Annotated in this window: 18 protein-coding genes and 2 tRNA genes; 13 read left to right on the top strand and 7 right to left on the bottom strand. The window is 63.3% G+C overall.

Annotated features, from left to right (window positions below; genetic code table 11):
• The first annotated feature begins 12 nt into the window (after positions 1–12).
• Complete coding sequence (locus ACX80T_RS04820; RefSeq protein ID WP_459303848.1) at positions 13–681, top strand: single-stranded DNA-binding protein; 669 nt, start codon at positions 13–15, stop codon at positions 679–681.
• Positions 682–784: 103 nt separating this feature from the next.
• Positions 785–2,467 carry an energy-dependent translational throttle protein EttA gene (gene ettA / locus ACX80T_RS04815; protein WP_019482874.1) on the top strand — a complete coding sequence of 561 codons (1,683 nt, stop codon included), beginning with the start codon at positions 785–787 and terminating at the stop codon, positions 2,465–2,467.
• Positions 2,468–2,601: 134 nt separating this feature from the next.
• Here the strand turns inward: ettA and ACX80T_RS04810 are convergent, their stop codons facing one another.
• Entirely contained in the window at positions 2,602–3,483 is an 882-nt protein-coding gene (locus ACX80T_RS04810) for an acyl-CoA thioesterase (RefSeq protein ID WP_019482873.1), read from the bottom strand.
• 156 nt (positions 3,484–3,639) lie between these two features.
• On the opposite strand from ACX80T_RS04810, the gene ACX80T_RS04805 reads away from it, so the two are divergent.
• Together ACX80T_RS04805 and ACX80T_RS04800 are read left to right on the top strand one after the other, a co-directional pair.
• The gene (locus ACX80T_RS04805; RefSeq protein WP_019482872.1) at positions 3,640–4,122 is read left to right on the top strand and encodes an acyl-CoA thioesterase; all 483 of its coding nucleotides are present in this window, start codon (positions 3,640–3,642) and stop codon (positions 4,120–4,122) included.
• A gap of 3 nt (positions 4,123–4,125) precedes the next feature.
• Entirely contained in the window at positions 4,126–4,794 is a 669-nt protein-coding gene (locus tag ACX80T_RS04800) for a hypothetical protein (protein ID WP_019482871.1), read from the top strand.
• 7 nt (positions 4,795–4,801) lie between these two features.
• On the opposite strand, the gene ACX80T_RS04795 is transcribed toward ACX80T_RS04800, so the two are convergent.
• From ACX80T_RS04795 to pepN, 4 genes are all read right to left on the bottom strand, one after another.
• Positions 4,802–5,287 (bottom strand): globin, encoded by a 486-nt coding sequence (locus tag ACX80T_RS04795; RefSeq protein WP_019482870.1) that lies wholly within the window; start codon positions 5,285–5,287, stop codon positions 4,802–4,804.
• Entirely contained in the window at positions 5,284–5,931 is a 648-nt protein-coding gene (locus tag ACX80T_RS04790; RefSeq protein WP_019482869.1) for a mechanosensitive ion channel family protein, read from the bottom strand. The genes ACX80T_RS04795 and ACX80T_RS04790 overlap by 4 nt, the downstream gene beginning before the upstream one ends.
• A 312-nt stretch (positions 5,932–6,243) precedes the next feature.
• A complete protein-coding gene (locus ACX80T_RS04785; protein WP_019482868.1) occupies positions 6,244–6,738 on the bottom strand; it encodes an OsmC family protein in 495 nt (164 codons plus the stop codon).
• A 31-nt stretch (positions 6,739–6,769) separates the two neighbouring features.
• On the bottom strand, positions 6,770–9,322 hold the full coding sequence (gene pepN / locus ACX80T_RS04780; protein WP_459303847.1) for an aminopeptidase N: 2,553 nt from the start codon (positions 9,320–9,322) through the stop codon (positions 6,770–6,772).
• Between the two features lie 176 nt (positions 9,323–9,498).
• On the opposite strand from pepN, the gene ACX80T_RS04775 reads away from it, so the two are divergent.
• Positions 9,499–9,972: a ribose-5-phosphate isomerase gene (locus ACX80T_RS04775; protein WP_459303846.1), complete on the top strand. Its 474-nt coding sequence runs from the start codon at positions 9,499–9,501 to the stop codon at positions 9,970–9,972.
• A gap of 4 nt (positions 9,973–9,976) precedes the next feature.
• Positions 9,977–10,900: an Fpg/Nei family DNA glycosylase gene (locus ACX80T_RS04770; protein WP_459303845.1), complete on the top strand. Its 924-nt coding sequence runs from the start codon at positions 9,977–9,979 to the stop codon at positions 10,898–10,900.
• A gap of 90 nt (positions 10,901–10,990) precedes the next feature.
• Here the strand turns inward: ACX80T_RS04770 and ACX80T_RS04765 are convergent.
• Positions 10,991–11,064: transfer RNA gene (locus ACX80T_RS04765), tRNA-Gly, on the bottom strand.
• A 132-nt stretch (positions 11,065–11,196) separates the two neighbouring features.
• On the opposite strand from ACX80T_RS04765, the gene ACX80T_RS04760 reads away from it, so the two are divergent.
• The 6 genes from ACX80T_RS04760 (at position 11,197) to ACX80T_RS04735 (ending at position 16,558) form a co-directional block, all read left to right on the top strand.
• Positions 11,197–11,270: transfer RNA gene (locus ACX80T_RS04760), tRNA-Pro, on the top strand.
• Between the two features lie 87 nt (positions 11,271–11,357).
• Positions 11,358–12,854, top strand: a complete 1,497-nt coding sequence (gene tig, locus ACX80T_RS04755) for a trigger factor (RefSeq protein ID WP_459303844.1) — start codon at positions 11,358–11,360, stop codon at positions 12,852–12,854.
• 235 nt (positions 12,855–13,089) lie between these two features.
• Positions 13,090–13,686, top strand: coding sequence for an ATP-dependent Clp protease proteolytic subunit (locus tag ACX80T_RS04750; RefSeq protein WP_024475965.1), 597 nt, complete (start codon positions 13,090–13,092; stop codon positions 13,684–13,686).
• Positions 13,687–13,738: 52 nt separating this feature from the next.
• Positions 13,739–14,413 carry an ATP-dependent Clp protease proteolytic subunit gene (locus ACX80T_RS04745; protein ID WP_019482862.1) on the top strand — a complete coding sequence of 225 codons (675 nt, stop codon included), beginning with the start codon at positions 13,739–13,741 and terminating at the stop codon, positions 14,411–14,413.
• 163 nt (positions 14,414–14,576) lie between these two features.
• On the top strand, positions 14,577–15,869 hold the full coding sequence (gene clpX / locus ACX80T_RS04740) for an ATP-dependent Clp protease ATP-binding subunit ClpX (RefSeq protein WP_024475453.1): 1,293 nt from the start codon (positions 14,577–14,579) through the stop codon (positions 15,867–15,869).
• A 59-nt stretch (positions 15,870–15,928) separates the two neighbouring features.
• Complete coding sequence (locus ACX80T_RS04735; protein ID WP_459303843.1) at positions 15,929–16,558, top strand: mycothiol-dependent nitroreductase Rv2466c family protein; 630 nt, start codon at positions 15,929–15,931, stop codon at positions 16,556–16,558.
• 85 nt (positions 16,559–16,643) lie between these two features.
• On the opposite strand, the gene valS is transcribed toward ACX80T_RS04735, so the two are convergent.
• On the bottom strand, positions 16,644–19,262 hold the full coding sequence (valS, locus tag ACX80T_RS04730; protein WP_459303842.1) for a valine--tRNA ligase: 2,619 nt from the start codon (positions 19,260–19,262) through the stop codon (positions 16,644–16,646).
• 31 nt (positions 19,263–19,293) lie between these two features.
• Between valS and ACX80T_RS04725 the strand changes: the two genes are divergently transcribed.
• Positions 19,294–20,064 (top strand): SDR family oxidoreductase, encoded by a 771-nt coding sequence (locus ACX80T_RS04725; RefSeq protein WP_459303841.1) that lies wholly within the window; start codon positions 19,294–19,296, stop codon positions 20,062–20,064.
• Positions 20,065–20,105 lie beyond the last annotated feature (41 nt).

Below are 20,105 nucleotides of genomic sequence, written 5' to 3'. Positions count from 1 at the left end.
AAGGGGAATTCGATGAGCGACAACATCACAGTCCGAGGCTATGTGGCCACCGACGTCAAGTCAGGGGTCGCAGTCAGCGGCCTGGCCTACGCCAGTTTCCGCATGTGCTCGACCGAGCGCCGATTCGATCGGAACACCAGTTCCTGGGCTGACGGCCAAACCAACTGGTACGCCGTGTCAATGTTCAGGCAATTGGCCACCAACGCCGGAGTGAGCATCAAGAAGGGCGACAAGGTGGTGGTGAGCGGGCGGCTTCGGATCCGGCCGTGGATCCGGGAGGACGGGAGAACCGGTACCTCGGTAGATATCGACGCTGAAACGGTCGGGCATGACCTGATGTGGGGGACCGCCCACTTCCACCGCACCAGCGCCGACCGCACCGGAGGGGAAACGTCGACGGCGGGTGATCCATCGGATGTGCAGGACTCCGATGTGGATTATCCACGGGTCGACCAGGCCACCGGGGAGATCATGGACGCGTCGGGCGGCTACCCAGAGCTCTCCGACGACGACGGCGCAGAGCACACCGACGGGGAGGCTGACAGGCGGCACACTGATGGGCACACCGACGGGCAGACCGCTGGCGCCGACGCCGGGCACACCGCTGACGCCGACGACTCGTCTGGCGGTGGCACCAGTTCACCGGAAGCAGGACGTCAACTCAGTGACGCACCCTTCTAGAACTCGGTGGCGCCACCCTCCTCAAGGGGAACGCTCCTGTCAGGCAACGGGAGCTACCGCACACAAATGGGAGATAGTTGGTTGCACCGACTAGCCTTGGAGCATGGCGGAATTTATCTACACAATGACCAAGGCACGCAAGGCTGTCGGCGACAAAGTAATCCTCGACGACGTCAGCATGTCCTTCTACCCCGGCGCGAAGATTGGCGTCGTGGGCCCCAACGGCTCGGGCAAGTCCACCATCCTGAAGATCATGGCAGGCCTGGACACCCCTTCGAACGGCGAAGCGAAGCTCAGCGCTGGCTACTCAGTGGGCATCCTGCTGCAGGAGCCGCCCCTGAACGAGGAAAAGACCGTTCTGGGCAACGTGCAGGAAGGTGTCGGTGAGATCTACGGCAAGATCCAGCGATTCAACGAGATCTCCGAAGAGATGGCCAACCCGGACGCCGACTTCGACACCCTGCTTGAAGAGATGGGGAAACTGCAGGAAGCCATCGACGCGGCTGACGCCTGGGACCTCGATTCCCAGCTGGAACAGGCCATGGACGCGCTGCGCTGCCCGCCCCCGGAAACCGATGTCACGATCCTTTCCGGTGGCGAACGACGCCGGGTTGCGTTGTGCAAGCTGCTTCTACAGAAGCCCGACCTGCTGCTCCTCGATGAGCCCACCAACCACCTCGACGCTGAAAGTGTGCTGTGGCTCGAGCAGCACCTCAAGAGCTACGCCGGAGCTGTCCTGGCCGTGACCCACGACCGGTACTTCCTCGACCACGTTGCACAGTGGATCGCCGAGGTCGACCGCGGCCACCTGTACCCCTACGAGGGCAACTACTCCACCTACCTGGAAAAGAAGCGTGCCCGCCTCGAGGTGCAGGGCAAAAAGGATGCCAAGCAGTCCAAGCGCCTCACCGAGGAACTCGAATGGGTTCGCTCCAACGCCAAGGGCCGCCAGACCAAGTCGAAGGCCAGGCTCGCCAGGTACGAGGAGATGGCGTCAGAAGCGGAGCGCACCAAGAAGCTCGACTTCGAAGACATCCAGATCCCGCCGGGCCCACGCCTGGGTAACCAGGTCATTGAAGCAACTGACCTGCGCAAGGGCTACGACGATCGCATCCTGATCGACGGACTGTCCTTCTCGCTGCCCCGCAACGGCATCGTCGGCGTCATCGGCCCCAACGGCGTCGGTAAGACCACGCTGTTCAAGACCATCGTGGGCCTGGAACCAATCGACGGCGGCAAGCTGACCATCGGTGATTCGGTGAAAATCTCCTACGTCGACCAGTCCCGTGGTGGCATCGACCCCGAGAAGACCCTCTGGGAGGTTGTCTCCAACGGACACGACTTCATCCAGGTGGGACAGGTCGAAATGCCTTCACGGGCCTACGTATCGGCCTTCGGCTTCAAGGGCCCCGATCAGCAGAAGCGTGCCGGTGTCCTCTCCGGTGGTGAGCGTAACCGGCTGAACCTGGCCCTGACGCTCAAACAGGGTGGAAACCTTCTCCTCCTTGACGAACCGACTAACGACCTCGACGTCGAAACGCTGTCCAGCCTGGAAAACGCACTGCTGGAATTCCCCGGCTGCGCCGTGGTGGTATCGCACGACCGGTGGTTCCTCGACCGGGTCGTGACCCACATTCTCGCCTACGAGGGTACCGAGGAGAACCCGGACAAGTGGTACTGGTTCGAGGGTAACTTCGAGTCCTACGAGGAGAACAAGGTGGAACGGCTCGGCGCCGACGCCGCAAAGCCTCACCGCGTCACGCACCGCCGCCTGACCCGCGACTAACAGCTGACTCGTTGAAGAAGGAGCGCCCCGGCCACTAACGGTCGGGGCGCTCCTTCTTTTCATCGAGTCAACACCAAGGACGCGTTTGCGGCGATTTTCCGGTTATGTGTGTTGGCTCGATCCAGGTGGGGGCATCAGGGAACGCGGACCATGCCCTCCTGGGCAACGGTTGCCACCAGCTCGCCGGCACGGTTGAAGATCTGCCCGGTCGAGAGGCCACGTGCCCCCGAAGCGCTGGGGGACTGCTGAACATAAAGCAACCACTCATCCACCTTCACCGGACGGTGCCACCACATGGCGTGATCCAGGCTGGCGACACTCATGCCGGGGGTGATCCAGCTCAGGCCGTGCTGGCGGAGGATTGATTCGAGCAGCGTGTAGTCGCTGGCGTAGGCAAGGGCCGCCCGGTGCAGCCCCTGATCTGCCGGCATCGGAGCAAAGGTTTTCATCCAGACCGCATTGCGTGCCACCCGGTCGCTGTCGTGCTGCACATAGAGCGCACCATCCACATGCCGAATGTCGAACGGCCGGTCAAATGACCATGCGCGTGCCAACGGGTGGTCCATGTCGCCGAGCAGGTCGGCGGTGCTGGGGAGCGACTCAGGATCGGGTACTCCCTCAGGCATCCGCTCCTGGTGGGACAGACCGTCGTCGGGCTGCTGGAAGGAGGCGATCATCGACAGGATGGGGACCCCATTCTGGTACGCGTGCGCCCGCCGGGCCGAGAAGGACCGGCCATCACGCAGACGCTGCACCCCGAAGGTGATCGGTTCAAGCGCATCTCCCGCCCTCAAAAAGTAGGCGTGCATGGAGTGGACTTCCCGGGTCGGCTCGACGGTGCGAATCGCCGCAATCAGTGCCTGAGCCAACACCTGACCACCGAAAATCCGCCGCCCTGCCTGTTGCACCGAGGTACCCACGAAGATCTCCTCGTCGGTCTGCGCTCCATCCGCGCTGCTCAGATCAAGCAGGTCGACCAGCGTTTGGGTTGGATCGACAGTGGACTCGACAGCCATAGGTAAATTCTCCTTGTAGTGCGGTGATGCGTGGGGTAGATCCGTCGCGGAAACGACGTCGAAAGTACCTCTGACCTTAGTTGCACACGCGTCCGCCCCTCAACACCAGTGGTGAAGCGTTTAGCCGGGCCGGGTTACGTTTGAGAGGATGGGAGCATGCCCCGGATCCAGCGCTTCCCTATTCAGCTACGCTTCGGCGACGAAGACTCCTACGGACACGTCAATAACGTGCGGTTCCTGCAGTACCTTGAGGACGCGCGCGTCCAGTTCATTCACCTGCCACTCTCGGACCCGGTCCAGGGCGGCGCCGAACCGTCCGATACCCTGCTTGACCTGATCGGCCCGGACCACTTCACGCTCGTTGCACGGCACGAGATCGAATACTCGGCGCCGCTGAACTACCGTCCCAGCCCGCTGGAGATCAGCATCTGGGTGACCGGCATCGGCGGCTCAAGCTTTGATCTGGGCTACCAGATCGCGGAGCCGGACGGCTCCATCAGTTACGCTCTGGCGGCTTCCACCATGATCCTCGTCAACCGGACCACCGGCCGGCCCGCGAAACTCAACGAAGCGCAGCGCGCCGCCCTGGAGCGCTGGCTCGGCGACCCGGTGGCCTTCCGGCGCCGACAGGACGGCTGACCGATGGTGTCACCGCCGGAATCAACCGAGCTGATCTTCACCGATCCACTGGTGGTCGCCGACCTGCGGACGTTCATCGCCCGGGCCAGGGCAGCCGAAGACGGCGCCGTCCGGCTGCAGGCGACGGGAACTGTCCTCGCCGCCTACATCTGCATTCTCCGGCCGCGCATCCTCGGCGAGGCGATCCCCACCGTTCTTGGCTTGCGGACCATGCCGCTGGCAGCCCCGGCGAACGTGGACACCACTGTTGCTTTGGCCTCGGTGTCGGACCGGCTCGCCCGGATGGCCGACGACGACGTCGTCCTGCAGGTTCCCCCGACCACGGTCACCGAGAGCTGGACCGGGGTGCTGCCCCCACGCTCCGGGTGGGAGCCGCGCGGCGACCTGAGCGCCGAGCTTGTCGAGACTGCAGCCAGAAACGGTATCCGCGAAGTCGCGGAGACCGTCCCGAACAATCCGGGCGCCCTGATCGTCAACAGTGCCAGGGGAGCGATCTGGGGTCGCAGCATCGAAGATCTGGCAGTCGAGGTGCCAGCGGGTGCAGCCTTCGGGGCCTTCGCCCTGGGTTTCCTCGCCGGGGAAGAGCGTCCACTGGTCCTGACCAACGGGCGGTGGACCCGGATCAGCACCTCGCGAGGCCATGTGCTGTCGCGGATCCCCACCGTGATATGAACGGGTCCTAGCGGTCGTCCGCCGAGTTGACCATCGAATGGGCAGCCCGCTCAAGGTAATCCCACAGCGTCGCCTCATGGAGAGGTGCGAGGTCCAGGGCGTCGACGGCAGCGCGCATGTGCGTCAACCAGTGATCCCGGGCCTGGGGTGACACGGCGAACGGCATGTGCCGCATCCGGAGTCGCGGATGCCCACGCTGCTCCCCGTACGTCTTGGGACCGCCCCAGTACTGTTCAAGGAACATCAGCAGGCGTTCCTTGGCCGGTCCGAGATCCTCCTCGGGGTACATCGGGCGCAGCAACTCGTCATCGGCGATGCCGGCGTAGAAGATATCGACCAGTTTCACGAAGACCGGATGCCCTCCGACTGCTTCGTAGAAGTTGTCGGTATAGGCTGGCTGGTCGAATCGCGGACCCACCGGTGTGAGCCTGGCGAGCGGCTCCCCGAATCGGGACGGGATGGGAATGCCTTCGGCGTTTCCGGGGTTTGTCATGATTTCTCTCCTGTAGGTTCGGCGCCGGGTACCGGGGCAACGGGTGCGGCATCGGCAGCTACTGGCGCCACGTAGTCGCCCTGTGAACGGTTGCCCACTTTCATGATGTCCCCGTTGCGGAGGTACCAGATGGCCCCGTTGTCATCGATCAGACGCGTAATCCGCAGACCTACCGACTGCACCACTCCGACGGTGTCGCCGACCTCGATGGTGTCGCCGATTCCGTACTGATCCTCGAGGGTGATGAAAAACCCGAGGAACGCATCCCTGATGATTTCGCGGGCACCAAAGCCAATGGCGATACCCACGATTCCGACGCTCGCGAGAATGGGACCAATATCCACGCCGAGCGCCTGCAGGGCCATCATGATGGCAATGATCGCGATGGTGAGACCCGAAACGCTGCGCAGCAGTGCCCCGATGGTCTCGGTTCGTTGCACCCGCCGTTTGTGGTCGAGGGTACGAAGGACGGGCTGCGCCCATTTGAGATGCGGTTTCTTGAACAGGTCGGACCCGCTGCGCACCCGCCGCACCATCCGGTTGATGATGAAGCGGACCACCAGCCATAACACCAGCCCAGCCACCAGGATGATGGCGGCGTGGAGGAGCTGGTCTCCTAAACCAATCTGGGTGGGCGACTGCATGGGGGCGTGACCGTTTCCTTCACAAGCGCAGGGTTCTCCCCGCCAGCGGCGGAAAGGGTGTCTGGTCCTAGGCTAGCGCCGTAGGTCGAGCCGAGATGCATCCTGATCCCCGGCGGCAGCGGATTTCTCTCCCGGCGGATTGTCGGCCAAACACTCAATTTGGGGCATGGGTGCCGCGGGGACGACGTCGGGCCCGCCGGGCGGCGCTGGATTGGCGAAGGCCGAGAGGGCCACCCGAAGCAGCGAGCGGAAAATCGGGTCTGATCCCGGCGCGGAGGAACGGCTCCATCCGCGCCGGACCGACGACGCTTCCTAGGCGTCCTGCGGGGCCTCTTCCACCACCACTACCACCGGTTCGTGATTGACCGGAAAGTTAACCGACCGCGCGATAAAACAGGACGCGGCGGCATCACGGTGGATGGCCTGCGCGGTGTATTTCAGCAGGGGATCGGTGATGGTCACCCGAGGCTTCAGGGTGACACTGATGAACTCGCCGCTGCCGTTGCCATTCAACCTCATGGTGCCGACGGCGGGATCCTCGTAGGCGGTCACTACCACCCCGTTTTTCACCGCCATATGGAGATAGGACAGCATGTGGCATTGGGACAGTGCCGCGAGCAGCAACTGTTCAGGATTCCACCTGTCCTTGTCTCCGTGGAAGGTGGGGTCCGCCGTGCCGAGCAGCAACGGCGGACCCACAGCCGACACCTCGTGGTCCCGGCCGTAGCCTCGGTAGGACCGGGTGCCTTCGCCACGATTCCCGGTCCATCTGACAGCTATCCGATAGTGGTGCTCGGAGAGGTTCATGGGTTATAAACTACACCCCAAACCGCCTGATTTACCGGTCGACGGCCTGCGCTTTCAGAGCCCGCACAATCCCGTCCTGGCTCTCAAGGATCAGGCGTCGCAACGAGGTGCTTTCGGCATCGAGCGCGGCCAGGAAGGCTGCAGATTTGTCCAGCGTCTCCTGGGTGGTTAACCGCGATGGATACAGCCCCACGATGATTTGCTGAGCGATCTCGTGAGTCCTGCTGCCCCAGACGTCAGGGGCAGCAGCAAAGTACTTGTCCACGAAGGGAGCAAGGACTGCTGGGTCGTGAACGCGCATGAACCCGGCAATCGCTGACCGCTGGGCCGCGTTGGGCATGTCCGACCGCTCAATGATGCTGTGCCACGCTTCGGCCTTCGCCTCCGGCGTGGGGATGGCCGCCTTCGCCTGGGCGGCTGCCAGCTGACCGGTGGCGGTGGCATCGCGCTCGAGCTCGGCGTCGATGTCCGGCTGTGCGAACCTGCCACCAGCCACGAGTGAGGTCACCAACTCCCAGCGTAGGTCGGCGTCAATCTCCAACCCCGCGGGCACCTCGGAGCCGCTGAAGATCGCTTCAATGGTGTCCAGATGGGGTCCGGTCTGCGCGTGTCCTGCGAACGCCTTGATGAACTGCAACTGTGAATCCGATCCGGCGTCGGCCCGCTGGGCGAGTTCCCAGAGGCTGTCGGCGGCCGCGATAGTCATCGCTGACCGGTCGACGGGGTTCACATAGAACGCGAGCGTCGTGGCGAGCTGACGGAGCAGGACCAGCACCACCGACGAATCGGATTCGGCGCCGATGTTCTGCAGGATCAGCTCCACGTAGTTGCGGGCCGGTGTCTCACCGTCGCGTGCTGCGTCCCAGGCTGAAGCCCAGACCAGGGTGCGGGGGAGCGAGTCGTTGAAGTCCTTGAGGTGTCGCGTTGCTGTGCGCAACGACACCTCGTCGAGCCGGATTTTCGCGTAGGCCAGATCATCGTCGTTGAGCAGCACCAGGTCGGGGCGGGCCCGGCCAACCAGTTCAGGCACGTCGGTGCGTTCGCCGTCGACGTCGAGTTCCACCCGGTCAATACGCTGCAGCTTTCCGGCATCGTCCAGGGAATAGCAACCAATCGCCAGTCGGTGCGGGCGGATCGTGGGGTAGTCGGCAACAGCCGACTGGAGGACCGCAAAGCTGGTGATCACGCCGTCGTCGTCGACCTCGAGTTCAGGCCGCAGGGTGTTGACGCCAGCCGTTTCCAGCCACAGGGCCGACCATTCCTTCAAGTCACGGCCGCTGGCTTTCTCCAACTCGGACAGCAGGTCCACCAGTTCGGTGTTCTTCCAGGAGTGCTTGCCGAAGTACTCCCTGACGCCTTCCATGAATTTGTCCTGGCCCACCCAGGCCACCAGCTGCTTGAGCACCGAGGCGCCCTTGGCATAGGTGATGCCGTCGAAGTTCACCTGCACATCTTCGAGGTCGTTGATGTCGGCGACGATCGGGTGGGTGGAGGGGAGCTGGTCCTGACGGTAGGCCCAGGCTTTCTCCAGCGAGGCGAACGTGGTCCATGACTGCTTGAACTCGGTGGCTTCGGCGGCGGCGAGGGTGGACATGAACTCGGCGAAGGATTCATTGAGCCAAAGGTCGTTCCACCAGCGCATGGTCACCAGGTCGCCGAACCACATGTGCGCGAGTTCATGCAGGATGGTGATGGCCCGGCGCTCAACGGTGGCGTCGGTGACCCGGGACCTGAAAACGTAGCTTTCCACGAAAGTCACGGCGCCGGCGTTCTCCATGGCACCCGCATTGAACTCGGGGACAAAGAGCTGGTCGTACTTGGCGAACGGGTACGGGGTTCCGAACTGCTCTTCGAAGAAGGCGAACCCCTGCCGGGTCAACGCGAACACGTTCTCGGCGTCGAGGTGCTGCATCAGAGACTTCCGGGCAAAGACACCCAGGGGAATGACACGGCCGTCCGAACTGGTGAGCTCGCTGCGCACCGACTGGTACGGTCCGGCGATCAGGGCAGTGACGTAGGACGACAGCACACCGGTGGGCTCGAAGGACCAGGTGGACGTCGCGACGCCGTCGTCGGCCGAGCCGGCGTCGACAGGGACGGGCGTGGGGGAGTTGGAGATGACATCCCAGTGCGACGGCGCCGTCACGGTGAAGCTGAAGGTGGCCTTGAGATCGGGCTGCTCAAAGACGGGGAACACGCGCCGGGAGTCCGGAACCTCGAACTGGGTGTAGAGGTACACCTCGTTGTCGACCGGGTCGACGAAGCGGTGCAGACCCTCGCCGGTGTTCATGTAAAACATGTCAGCGTCAATCACCAGCTCATTGGCTGCCGCGAGCTGGGGCAGCTGGATGCGGATTCCATCAGAGACCTCGGACGGGTCGAGCTCGACGCCGTTCAGGGTCACCCGTGACACGTCCTTGGTGACGGCGTCAATGAACGTTGAAGCACCCTGGGTGGCCTCGAACTTCACGACAGTCCGCGACCCGAAGACTGTGTCGCCACGGGTGAGGTCAAGGTTGATGTCGTAGGAGGTGACGGTCAAAATGTCAGCGCGAGCTCGTGCCTCTTCGCGCGTCAGATTCATGCCTGGCAAAGTGGAGCCTTTCGAAAAAGATGATGGGAAGCCCTGCGGGTGGCGGGCGTCGGGTGTGATGCAGCTTACGCAGCACAGCCATTCTTTCATCAGCGTCGACCAACCTGCACACCCGGCAACCAAGTACCCTTGACAGCACACACCCATCTCATCGAAACGGATCTTTCATGCGCGTTCATATCGCCACTGACCACGCCGGCATGGAGCTCAGTGCCCACCTGATCGAGCACCTGCGCGGAACCGGGTACGAGGTCATCGACCACGGACCACAGGTCTACGACGCTGAGGATGACTACCCCGGGTTCTGCATCAACGCAGCGCAGGCCGTCGTCATTGACCAGCAGGCAGGGCGCGAAACGCTGGGCATTGTGCTCGGTGGATCCGGCAACGGCGAACAAATGGCTGCCAATAAGGTGCGGGGAGTCCGCGCTGCGCTGGCCTGGAGCCTGGACACCGCAAAGCTGGCGCGCCAGCACAATGACGCCAACGTGGTGGCAGTCGGCGGACGGCAGCACACGGTCGAGGAAGCAACACTCATCATTGACGCGTTCCTCGCCGAGCCGTTCAGCGACGCCGAACGCCACGTGCGGCGGATCGGGCAGCTCGCCGCCTACGAGACCACCGGCAGCGTCAACCTGTAGTCCGATGCCCGAAGGCCATTCAATTCACCGGCTGGCGTCCCAGCTGTCCTCAGTGTTCGGCGGGGAGCAGGTCGCGGCATCCAGCCCACAGGGTCGGTTTACTGCTGGCGCGGCGGGCCTGGACGGACGCGTGTTGGTGCGAGCCGCCGCGCATGGAAAGCAACTCTTCGTCGAGTTCGCCGACGGACTCGACGAAAGTCCTACCCCCACACTTTTCCTACGCGTGCACCTGGGGCTTTACGGTGCCTGGAGCTTCGGCGGCGACAAGTCGTTCATGGGCGCGTCCAGCATCGGTGCGCCGCGCAAGGTGGGGGAGCGGGAGGTCGCCGGCACCCCCGACGCCACCTACGCCGGGCCGCCGGCTCCCGTGGGTGCCGTCCGTCTGCGCCTCGTCAGCGACTATGGCTGGGCCGATTTGCGCGGCCCGACAGCCTGTGAGGTTATTACCGAACCGGAGCGCGACGCCGTCGTCGCCCGCCTTGGCCCCGATCCGCTCGGCAGCGCCGCTCTGGATGCGCCCGACGACGTCGCCCGGTTCGCCTCCGGTCTGCGCAAGAGCGCCAGCCCGGTGGGCCTGCTCCTGATGAACCAGGCGGTGATCGCGGGCGTAGGCAACATCTATCGGGCTGAGGCGCTGTTCAGGCAAAAGCTGGACCCGTGGCGCCCCGGCAAGTCGGTCAGCGTTGAGGAAGCCACAGTCCTGTGGGAGGACATCGCCGCGATCATGGGCGACGGAGTGCGTGCTGGCCGGATTATTACGACGTCGCCGGCCGATCGGTCCTCGTCGTCGTCCCGGGTCAAACGCGAGGACGCGCATTACGTCTATGGGCGGGCCGGTCTGCCCTGCCGCCGCTGCGGAACGCCGGTGGCTGTTGCCGAGATGGCGGCGCGGAAATTGTTCTGGTGTCCCGGCTGCCAGGCGCCCTAGCAGCCCGGTAGTCAAACGAAAAAAGCACCCGGCGCCAGGTTGGCGGGGTGCTTTTTTATTGGACTGGGCTGGGGAAATCTACCCACATTCTGGAGGGGATGACGGGAATCGAACCCGCATCATCAGTTTGGAAGACTGAGGCTTTACCACTAAGCTACATCCCCAAAAACCCGAGCAAGCTACTAACTACTTTAGCGGCTCAGGCCGTCGGAACGCCTATAACTACACCACAGGCAAGGCCGTTTAGCCAAATGTGCAACTGGAGCAAAAGTTACGTAGACTAATGGCTGCACTTACGGGGTGTAGCTCAGCTTGGTAGAGCGCCTGCTTTGGGAGCAGGAAGTCGCAGGTTCAACTCCTGTCACCCCGACTCTGCATTATCGCCGCGGATGCCGTTCCGGTAATTCCACGGGCGCCGTGTGGTCATTCATCTTCAATCATTCAGGAGTACTACGCCGTGAAGAGCGCTGTCGAAAACCTCACTCCCACGCGAGTGAAGCTCAATGTTGAAGTTCCTTTTGAGGAGCTCAAGCCAAACATCGATGCGGCTTACAAGACCATCTCCGCCCAGGTCCAGGTTCCGGGCTTCCGCAAGGGACGCGTCCCCAACCAGCTGATTGACCAGCGGGTAGGTCGCGGTTACGTCATCGAAACCGCAATCAACGATGGTTTGAATGACTTTTACCAGAGCGCCGTTCAGGAAACGGGAATCCGTCCCCTGACCCGCCCAGAGGTTGAGATCACCGAAGTGCCGGATCCCGCCGCCAAGGATGGACAGCTCCTGTTCACCGTCGAGCTGGATGTCCGCCCGGAGATCACCCTTCCCGAGTACTCGGGTCTCGAAGTGACCGTCGAAGCTGCAGAGGCATCCGACGCCGACGTCGACAAGGCTCTTGACGAGCTGCGTGGCCGGTTCGGTACCCTCACCGCGGTTGATCGTCCCGCCGCCGACGGTGATTTCCTCACCGTGAACCTGGTAGCAACGGTCGACGGCGAGCAGGTTGACGCCGCGCAGGACGTGTCCTACCAGATCGGTTCCGGCACCATGCTTGAGGGCATGGACGAAGCCGTCACCGGGCTCAGCGCCGACGAGGACGCCATCTTCGAGACCACGCTGGCCAACGGCGAGAACGCCGGCAACAAGGCGCAGGTCAAGGTTGAGGTCAGCGCCGTCAAGGAGCGCGAACTCCCCGAAGCTAACGACGACTTCGCCCAGCTTGCCAGCGAATTCGACACCATCGCTGAACTGCGCGCCGACCTCACCAAGCGCGCAGCCGAAGAGAAGGTCACCGAGCAGGGCGTTGAAGCTCGTGACCTGGTTCTCGAGAAGCTCATCGAGCTCATCGAGGTCCCCGTCCCAGCAGCCTTCATCGAGGATCAGCTGGAACAGCACTTCACCGGTGAGAACGCCCACGCCAACGCCGAGGGTCACGACACCGAAGAGCACCGCACCGAGATTCGCGAGAACACCGAGCAGGCGTTCCGCAACGAAATGATCCTCGACGCGATCGCCGAGAAGGAAGAAATCGGTGTCAGCCAGCCGGAGCTGATCGATTACATCGTGTCGACCGCCGGCCAGTACGGCATGGAGCCGAACCAGTTCGCTCAGATGCTGGATCAGAGCGGTCAGGTTCCGATGATTGTCGGAGAGGTCCGTCGTCGTAAGGCACTGGCGAAGGTCCTTGAACTGGCAGTCGTCACGGACAGCTCCGGATCCGTTGTTGACCTGAGCGACTTCGTTCGCCCCGGCGATGAAGCTGACGACTCATCCGAGGCGCCCGCTGAGAAGAAGCCGGCCAAGAAGGCCCCAGCAGCCAAGAAGGCTCCTGCAGCCAAGAAGCCAGCCGCTGAAAAGAAGCCAGCTGCGGAGAAGAAGCCTGCTGCGAAGAAGGCGGCTCCGAAAAAGCCAGCCAAGGCCGAGGCTGCAGCTGACGAAGAGTCCAGCAAGGCATAGCCCCACCATTGACGAATGAGGGCCGTCTTCCCACCCGGGAGGACGGCCCTCGGCCGTTAAGTTCCGCAGCCCCCGCTCTGGTGCGCCGTCAGCGAACAGCCTCCGCAGCGGGATCAAACGGACCCCCAAACAAGTTACTGTCCAATGAGAGACAAACGGTCGGCTACCGGCACCCGGTAGACCAACCAGAGTGAGAGGCTAACTTCCAATGGCAATCGAACCCACCACCCCGACCATGGCGACCGTAGACCCCGCTGGCCGGGATGACTACATCTATAACCGGCTCCTGAAAGAGCGCATCATCTGGCTCGGCTCAGAGGTCAGGGATGACAACGCCAACGCCATCTGCTCCCAGCTGTTGCTCCTGTCAGCTGAAGACCCGGACAAAGACATCTTCCTGTACATCAACTCGCCCGGCGGGTCGGTCACCGCGGGAATGGCCATTTACGACACCATGCAGTTCATCCCGAACGACGTGGTCACCGTCGCCACCGGGCTTGCGGCGTCGATGGGACAGTTCCTCCTCTCCTCGGGCACCAAGGGCAAGCGCTATGCGACCCCTCACGCCCGGGTACTGATGCACCAGCCCTCCGGCGGCATCGGTGGAACGGCGTCGGACATCCGGATCCAGGCCGAACTGATCCTGCACATGAAGCGCGTGATGGCTGAACTCACGGCAGAGCAGACCGGGCAGACGGTCGAGAAAATCCTCAAGGACAACGACCGCGACAAGTGGTTCACTGCGCAGGAGGGCCTGGAATACGGCTTCTTCGACAAGATCGCTGCGCACGCCAACACGGTATCCGGCGGCGGCGGAACGCAGCGCGACTAAGTCGCTGCGCCTGCGCCCCACCCACCACAGCAGAGATCACCCAGGAGAGACCATGAACCACAATTTTGGAGCCGCAGCAGGCGGCGCCGCACCGCAGATGCCGTCCAACCGCTACGTTCTTCCCCAGTTCGAAGAGCGCACCCCCTACGGGTTCAAGCGCCAGGACCCGTACACCAAGCTCTTCGAGGACCGCATCATCTTCCTTGGCGTGCAGGTTGACGATGCATCGGCCGACGACGTGATGGCCCAGCTGCTGGTGCTTGAGTCGACCGATCCAGAGCGCGACATCACGCTCTACATCAACTCGCCGGGTGGATCGTTCACGGCCATGACCGCAATTTACGACACCATGCAGTTCATCCGCCCTGAAATCCAGACCGTCTGCCTCGGCCAGGCAGCCAGCGCTGCAGCCGTGCTGCTCGCGGCAGGGGCCCCCGGCAAGCGGCTTGCACTTCCCAACGCCCGTGTCCTGATCCACCAGCCGGCCCTTGGCGGCGGCCAGGGTGGTCAGGCGTCGGACCTGGAAATCCAGGCCAACGAAGTGATGCGGATGCGCACCTGGCTGGAGGACACGCTGGCCCTGCACAGTGGCAAGAGCGCCGAGCAGGTCAACATCGATATCGAACGCGACAAGATCCTCACCGCCGCCGACGCCAAGGCGTACGGCCTGGTGGACGAAGTTCTCACGTCACGCAAGATCAGCCCACCGAAGATCAACAAGCCGTAAGGCACTCTTCTCCGGACCAAGGCCCGTGGTGCGAAACAATCGCACCACGGGCCTTTTGGTGCTTCATAGCCGCGCCAATTGTCCTAGAGTGGAAGGTAGCCCGGTTCCATCAGCTCGGATATCGGGTGTCGATTTCAACAGATCCACGTAAGGGGACTGACACATGGCTCGCATTGGTGAGAGCACAGATCTGCTTAAGTGCTCTTTCTGTGGGAAAAGCCAGAAGCAGGTCCGGAAGCTAATTGCCGGCCCGGGCGTGTACATCTGCGATGAATGCATCGATCTCTGCAACGAGATCATCGAGGAAGAGCTGTCCGAGGTAGCTGACCTTGGCACCTTCGAGCTTCCGAAGCCCCGCGAAATCTTCGATTTCCTGCAGGAATACGTGATCGGTCAGGAACCCGCCAAGCGGTCCCTCGCCGTCGCCGTCTATAACCACTACAAGCGGATCCAGTCCGGGCATGCCCCGCGGAGCACGGGAAACCTCTCCGACGCGGTGCCTGCCGAAGACGTGGAGATTGCCAAGTCGAACATCCTCCTCATCGGCCCCACCGGCTGCGGCAAGACCTATCTCGCGCAGACCCTGGCCCGCCGGCTGAACGTCCCCTTCGCCGTCGCGGACGCCACGGCGCTCACCGAGGCGGGCTACGTGGGGGAAGATGTTGAGAACATCCTCCTGAAGCTCATCCAGGCCGCTGACTACGACGTCAAGAAGGCCGAGCAGGGCATCATCTACATCGACGAAATCGACAAGATCTCCCGCAAGAGCGAGAACCCGTCAATCACCCGCGATGTATCGGGTGAAGGCGTGCAGCAGGCATTGCTGAAGATCCTCGAGGGTACTGTCGCGTCGGTGCCGCCCCAGGGCGGCCGCAAGCACCCGCACCAGGAATTCATTCAGATCGATACCACCAACGTCCTGTTCATCGTTGCGGGTGCATTTGCTGGCCTGGAAGAGATCATCGGCTCCCGTGCGGGACGCAAGGGGATCGGCTTCGGCGCCCCGTTGTCCTCACTCAAGAGTGAGGAAGCCAGCTACGGCGACGTCATGCCCGAGGACCTGCTCAAGTTCGGTCTGATTCCCGAGTTCATCGGACGTCTGCCCGTCATCACCACGGTGACCAGCCTAGACCAAAAGTCGTTGATGCAGATCCTGACCGAACCGAAGAACGCCCTGATCAAGCAGTTCCAGAAAATGTTCATGCTCGACGGCGTCGAGCTCACCTTCGAGCCAAAGGCTCTCGAGGCCATCGCCGATCAGGCGCTCGAGCGGGGAACCGGGGCCCGGGGGTTGCGCGCCATCATGGAGGAAGTCCTTCAGCCCGTGATGTTCGACCTGCCCAGCCGGGATGACATTGCCACGGTTGTCATCACTGAAGATGTGGTCGCCAAGAAGGCGGAACCCACGCTGATCTCGCACGACGTCGTTGCGAAGCGCCGGAACAAGTCGGCCTAACGCCGGAAATTTCGGCGTCCGGCCGGAATACACCGGTTGGTACCCGGGTTGTAGGGAATATGACTGAAACGATTGTTCCCACCGACAATGTCCAAAAGGCCGATTTCTGGTTTGATCCCGCCTGCCCCTTCGCCTGGATCACCTCCCGGTGGATTGAGGAAGTGGAGAAGGTCCGCAGCATCAAGGTGGACTGGCATGTCATGAGCCTGGCCGTGCTCAACGACGGCCGTGATCTTCCCCAGGAATACCAGGACTTCATGAAGCAGGCCTACGGGCCCGTCCGGGTCATCGTTGCCGCAGCTGAACTCCACGGTGATGACAACATCAAGAAGCTCTACGATGCAATGGGCACCCGGATTCACCAGGGAAAGAACCAGGATTTCGCTGCAGTGATCCGCGAATCCCTCGAGGAAGTCGGACTTCCCGCCGAACTCGCGGACTACGCCACCAGCGAGGTATACGACGCCCAGCTCCGCGCCTCGCACCAGGACGGAATTGACCGGGTGGGCGATGAAGTCGGCACCCCCGTGGTCGCGTTCAACGGCACGGCCTTCTTCGGCCCCGTCCTGACCCGCATCCCCCGGGGCGAAGACGCAGGACGCATCTTCGACGGCGCCGTCATGCTCGCCGGATTCCCGGAATTCTTCGAACTGAAACGCTCACGCACCGAGAGCCCTTCCTTCGACTAGTTAGCAGTAACCGTAAAAGAGGGAGGCCCCGCAGACCGAATCGGTCTGTGGGGCCTCCCTCTTTCAGGATTGTGTCAGCTGCAGGCTAGACCGCTTCGACGGGAGCCAGTTCCACCTCGAACACCGACAGCTCACCCTCGGCTTCGGCCAGGTGCAGCTCGCGCACATTGCCTGCCGCCAGCAGATCGTTCAGGCCGGCGTTGAGCTGGCGCAGTTGCGCAGCAGAGCCGTTGACGACGGCGCTGAGCACCTCGGTGCGCTGCTTCACCTTCGCCTCGGACTTCGACCGGCGGATGCCGCCGAGGGCGAGCGCCACTGTGCCCAACACGCCGGTATCGGCGGTGCGGATGGTTCCGGCGAGGTGGCCCGACGTCGGCCATTCGGTCCGGTGCACCGATCCACTGCGCCACCAGCTCCAGACCTCCTCGGTAGCGAAGGGCAGGAACGGCGCGAACATCCGCAGCATCGCATCGAGAGTGGTCGCGAGGGTGGCCAGTACCGACGCCTGCTCGGCCTCACCGGCAGCACCGTAGGCGCGGTCCTTGATGAGCTCCACGTAGTCATCCGTGAAGGACCAGAAGAACGTCTCGCTGAGCTGCAGAGCCTTGGCGTAGTCATACTTCTCGAACGCGGCAGTCGACGCGTCGATGACCTGTCCCAGCTGAGCCAGCAGGGACAAATCCAGCTGGTTCGTAACCACTGAGGTGTCATCGGTGAGGACCGTGTGCTCGGTGGCACCAAGGTTCAGCACAAACTTCGACGCGTTCAGCAGCTTGATGGCCAGCCGCCGCCCAATCTTCATCTGCGCAATCTCATAGGCCGTGTCGGCGCCCAGCTTGGCTGAGGCAGCCCAGTACCTGACGGCGTCGGCCCCGAATTCCTCGAGCACGTCGGTGGGGACCACCACGTTGCCCTTGGACTTGGACATCTTCTTGCGGTCCGGGTCCAGGATCCAGCCGGACAGCGCGGCATGGCGCCACGGTGCCGAATCCTGCAGCGAATCGGCGCGGACGGCGCTCGAGAACAGCCAGGTCCTGATGATGTCGTGGCCCTGCGGCCGAAGATCGAACGGAAAGACCTTTGCGAACAGGTCGGGGTTCTTCGGCCAGCCGCCCACAATCTGGGGCGTCAGCGACGACGTCGCCCACGTGTCCAGCACGTCGTTCTCGCCGACAAAACCACCCGGCTGGTTGCGGGCGCTCTCCTCAAAGCCGGGAGCCGGTTCGGCTGCCGGGTCCACGGGAAGTGCCTCGTAGGTCGGCACGATCGGAGCCTCGTAGTCAGGCTCCCCGTCGGCGTCGAGGCGGTACCAGACCGGAATCGGGACGCCGAAGAAACGCTGCCGTGAGACCAGCCAGTCGCCGTTGAGTCCTTCGATCCAGTTCTCGTACCGGGACCGCATGAACGCGGGGTGGAAGTCGATCTCCCGGCCGCGCTGGATGAGCTTCTCGCGCTTGGCCTCGTCGCGGCCACCGTTCCGGAGGTACCATTGGCGGCTGGTGACAACCTCGAGCGGCTTGTCGCCCTTCTCGTAGAAGTTGACCGGGTGGACCACCTTCTTCGGCTCGCCCTCCAGCTCCCCGCTGGCGCGCAGCAAGGCAACGACGCCTTCCTTGGCGCTGAAAACGGTCTTCCCGGCGATGGCCGAATAGTTTTCCTGTGCCTTCTCCGTGCTGATCCACTCGGGGGTCTCGGACCGGATCCGGCCGTCGCGGCCCACAATGGCGCGGGTGGGCAGCTGCAGCTCACGCCACCAGATGACGTCGGTGAGGTCACCGAAGGTACAGATCATGGCAATGCCGGTGCCCTTGTCGGGCTTCGCCAGCGGGTGCGCCTTGATTTCAACCTCAACGTCGAACAGCGGCGACGTGACAGTGGTGCCGAACAGGTGCTGATACCGCTCGTCGTCGGGATTCGCCACCAACGCCACGCAGGCGGGCAGAAGTTCCGGGCGGGTCGATTCGATGAAGATCTTCTCCCCAGCGGGGGTGTGGAACGCGATCCGGTGGTAGGCGCCTGGCTGTTCCCGGTCTTCGAGTTCGGCCTGTGCCACTGCCGTGCGGAACGTGACGTCCCAGAGGGTGGGAGCCTCGGCAAGGTACGCGTCGCCGCCGGCGAGGTTCTCCAGGAACGCGCGCTGGCTGACGGCACGGGACGTGTCGTCGATGGTGCGGTACGTCAGGTTCCAGTCAACCGAGAGGCCGAGGGTGCTGAACAGGTTTTCAAACACCAGCTCGTCCTGGACCGCGAGCTCCTCGCACAGCTCAATGAAGTTCCGGCGCGAGACGGCGTCGAAGTCGCGCTGGTTCTTGGGCGGCTCAGCGGGAGGGGTGTAGCCGGCGTCGTAGGCGACCGAGGGGTCGCAGCGCACACCATAGTAGTTCTGGACGCGGCGTTCAGTGGGCAGACCGTTGTCGTCCCACCCCATCGGGTAGAACACGTTCTTGCCGCGCATCCGCTGATACCGGGCGACGACGTCGGTCTGGGTGTACGAGAACATGTGGCCTACGTGCAGCGAACCTGATGCCGTGGGTGGGGGAGTGTCAATCGAATACACCTCCGCCCGGGACGTCTCGGGGTCGAAGGTGTAGGTACCATCCGCCCGCCACTGTGCGGCGAGCCGGGACTCGAGACCCTCAAGAACCGGTTTGTCAGGGACATTTACTGTTGCGGGCGTGTCTGTGCCCGGAGTGTGTTCAGCCATACCGACAATTGTTTCACGATAAGTTGGATCCATGACTTCCACCCAGATCACGCCAGCGCAGCGAGCAGCAGTTGTTACCGGAGCCAGCACCGGCATTGGGCAGGCCACGGTCCGCCTGCTCGCGGCCCAGGGGTGGCGGGTCTTCGCCGTCGCCCGTCGCGCCGACCGTCTGGCGGAGCTGGCCGCCGGGACCGGGGCCATCGCGGTGCCCACCGATATCACCGAGGACGACGACGTCGAGCGCCTTCTGGGCACCGTCGCCGACGCAGGTGGTGCTGACACCCTGATCAACATTGCCGGCGGTGCCCGCGGCGCCGACCGGCTGGTCGACGCGAAGACTGCCGATTGGGACTGGATGTACCAGGCGAACGTGGTGGGCACGATGAAGATGACCCGAGCGTTTCTCCCTATGCTCAGGGATCAGGCGGATGGCGGCACTGTCCTGAACCTGACGTCGACGGCCGGAATGGTCTCCTACGAAGGTGGCGCCGGCTACAACGCGGCGAAGGCTGCCCAGCGTGCCATGACCCGGGCGCTGCGGCTGGAGGAAGCAGAGCATGGTGTCCGTGTGGTCGAGGTGCTGCCCGGCATGGTGCACACCGAGGAGTTCTCCCTGAACCGGCTGGGCAGTGCAGACGCCGCCTCAAAGGTGTACGACGGCGTCGAAAAGCCACTCACCAGCGAGGACGTGGCGGATATCGTCGTCTACGCGGTGACGGTGCCCCACCATGTGAACCTCGACGAGATTGTGGTCCGCCCGCTGGCGCAGGCCGCAGCGCACAAGGTGATCCGGAGCCAGTAGTCCCAGCTGCATTGGCGCCCCCCGCGGGCCGGTCAGTTTCC

This window comes from Arthrobacter sp. Sr33, from assembly GCF_054511195.1.
The sequence above is the reverse complement of the archived record's forward strand: the minus strand, read 5'-3'. Positions and strand labels throughout refer to the sequence as shown.

Excerpts from the sequence above, each read along its gene's own strand:
- ACX80T_RS04735 (WP_459303843.1), top strand. The coding sequence starts at position 15,929 with ATGACTGAAACGATTGTTCCCACCGACAATGTCCAAAAGGCCGATTTC.
- ACX80T_RS04725 (WP_459303841.1), top strand. The coding sequence starts at position 19,294 with ATGACTTCCACCCAGATCACGCCAGCGCAGCGAGCAGCAGTTGTTACC.
- ACX80T_RS04820 (WP_459303848.1), top strand. The coding sequence starts at position 13 with ATGAGCGACAACATCACAGTCCGAGGCTATGTGGCCACCGACGTCAAG.
- ettA (WP_019482874.1), top strand. The coding sequence starts at position 785 with ATGGCGGAATTTATCTACACAATGACCAAGGCACGCAAGGCTGTCGGC.
- ACX80T_RS04810 (WP_019482873.1), bottom strand. The coding sequence starts at position 3,483 with ATGGCTGTCGAGTCCACTGTCGATCCAACCCAAACGCTGGTCGACCTG.
- ACX80T_RS04745 (WP_019482862.1), top strand. The coding sequence starts at position 13,739 with ATGAACCACAATTTTGGAGCCGCAGCAGGCGGCGCCGCACCGCAGATG.
- ACX80T_RS04770 (WP_459303845.1), top strand. The coding sequence starts at position 9,977 with ATGCCCGAAGGCCATTCAATTCACCGGCTGGCGTCCCAGCTGTCCTCA.
- ACX80T_RS04750 (WP_024475965.1), top strand. The coding sequence starts at position 13,090 with ATGGCGACCGTAGACCCCGCTGGCCGGGATGACTACATCTATAACCGG.
- clpX (WP_024475453.1), top strand. The coding sequence starts at position 14,577 with ATGGCTCGCATTGGTGAGAGCACAGATCTGCTTAAGTGCTCTTTCTGT.
- ACX80T_RS04785 (WP_019482868.1), bottom strand. The coding sequence starts at position 6,738 with ATGAACCTCTCCGAGCACCACTATCGGATAGCTGTCAGATGGACCGGG.
- valS (WP_459303842.1), bottom strand. The coding sequence starts at position 19,262 with ATGGCTGAACACACTCCGGGCACAGACACGCCCGCAACAGTAAATGTC.
- ACX80T_RS04800 (WP_019482871.1), top strand. The coding sequence starts at position 4,126 with ATGGTGTCACCGCCGGAATCAACCGAGCTGATCTTCACCGATCCACTG.
- ACX80T_RS04795 (WP_019482870.1), bottom strand. The coding sequence starts at position 5,287 with ATGACAAACCCCGGAAACGCCGAAGGCATTCCCATCCCGTCCCGATTC.
- ACX80T_RS04775 (WP_459303846.1), top strand. The coding sequence starts at position 9,499 with ATGCGCGTTCATATCGCCACTGACCACGCCGGCATGGAGCTCAGTGCC.
- ACX80T_RS04790 (WP_019482869.1), bottom strand. The coding sequence starts at position 5,931 with ATGCAGTCGCCCACCCAGATTGGTTTAGGAGACCAGCTCCTCCACGCC.
- ACX80T_RS04805 (WP_019482872.1), top strand. The coding sequence starts at position 3,640 with ATGCCCCGGATCCAGCGCTTCCCTATTCAGCTACGCTTCGGCGACGAA.
- pepN (WP_459303847.1), bottom strand. The coding sequence starts at position 9,322 with ATGAATCTGACGCGCGAAGAGGCACGAGCTCGCGCTGACATTTTGACC.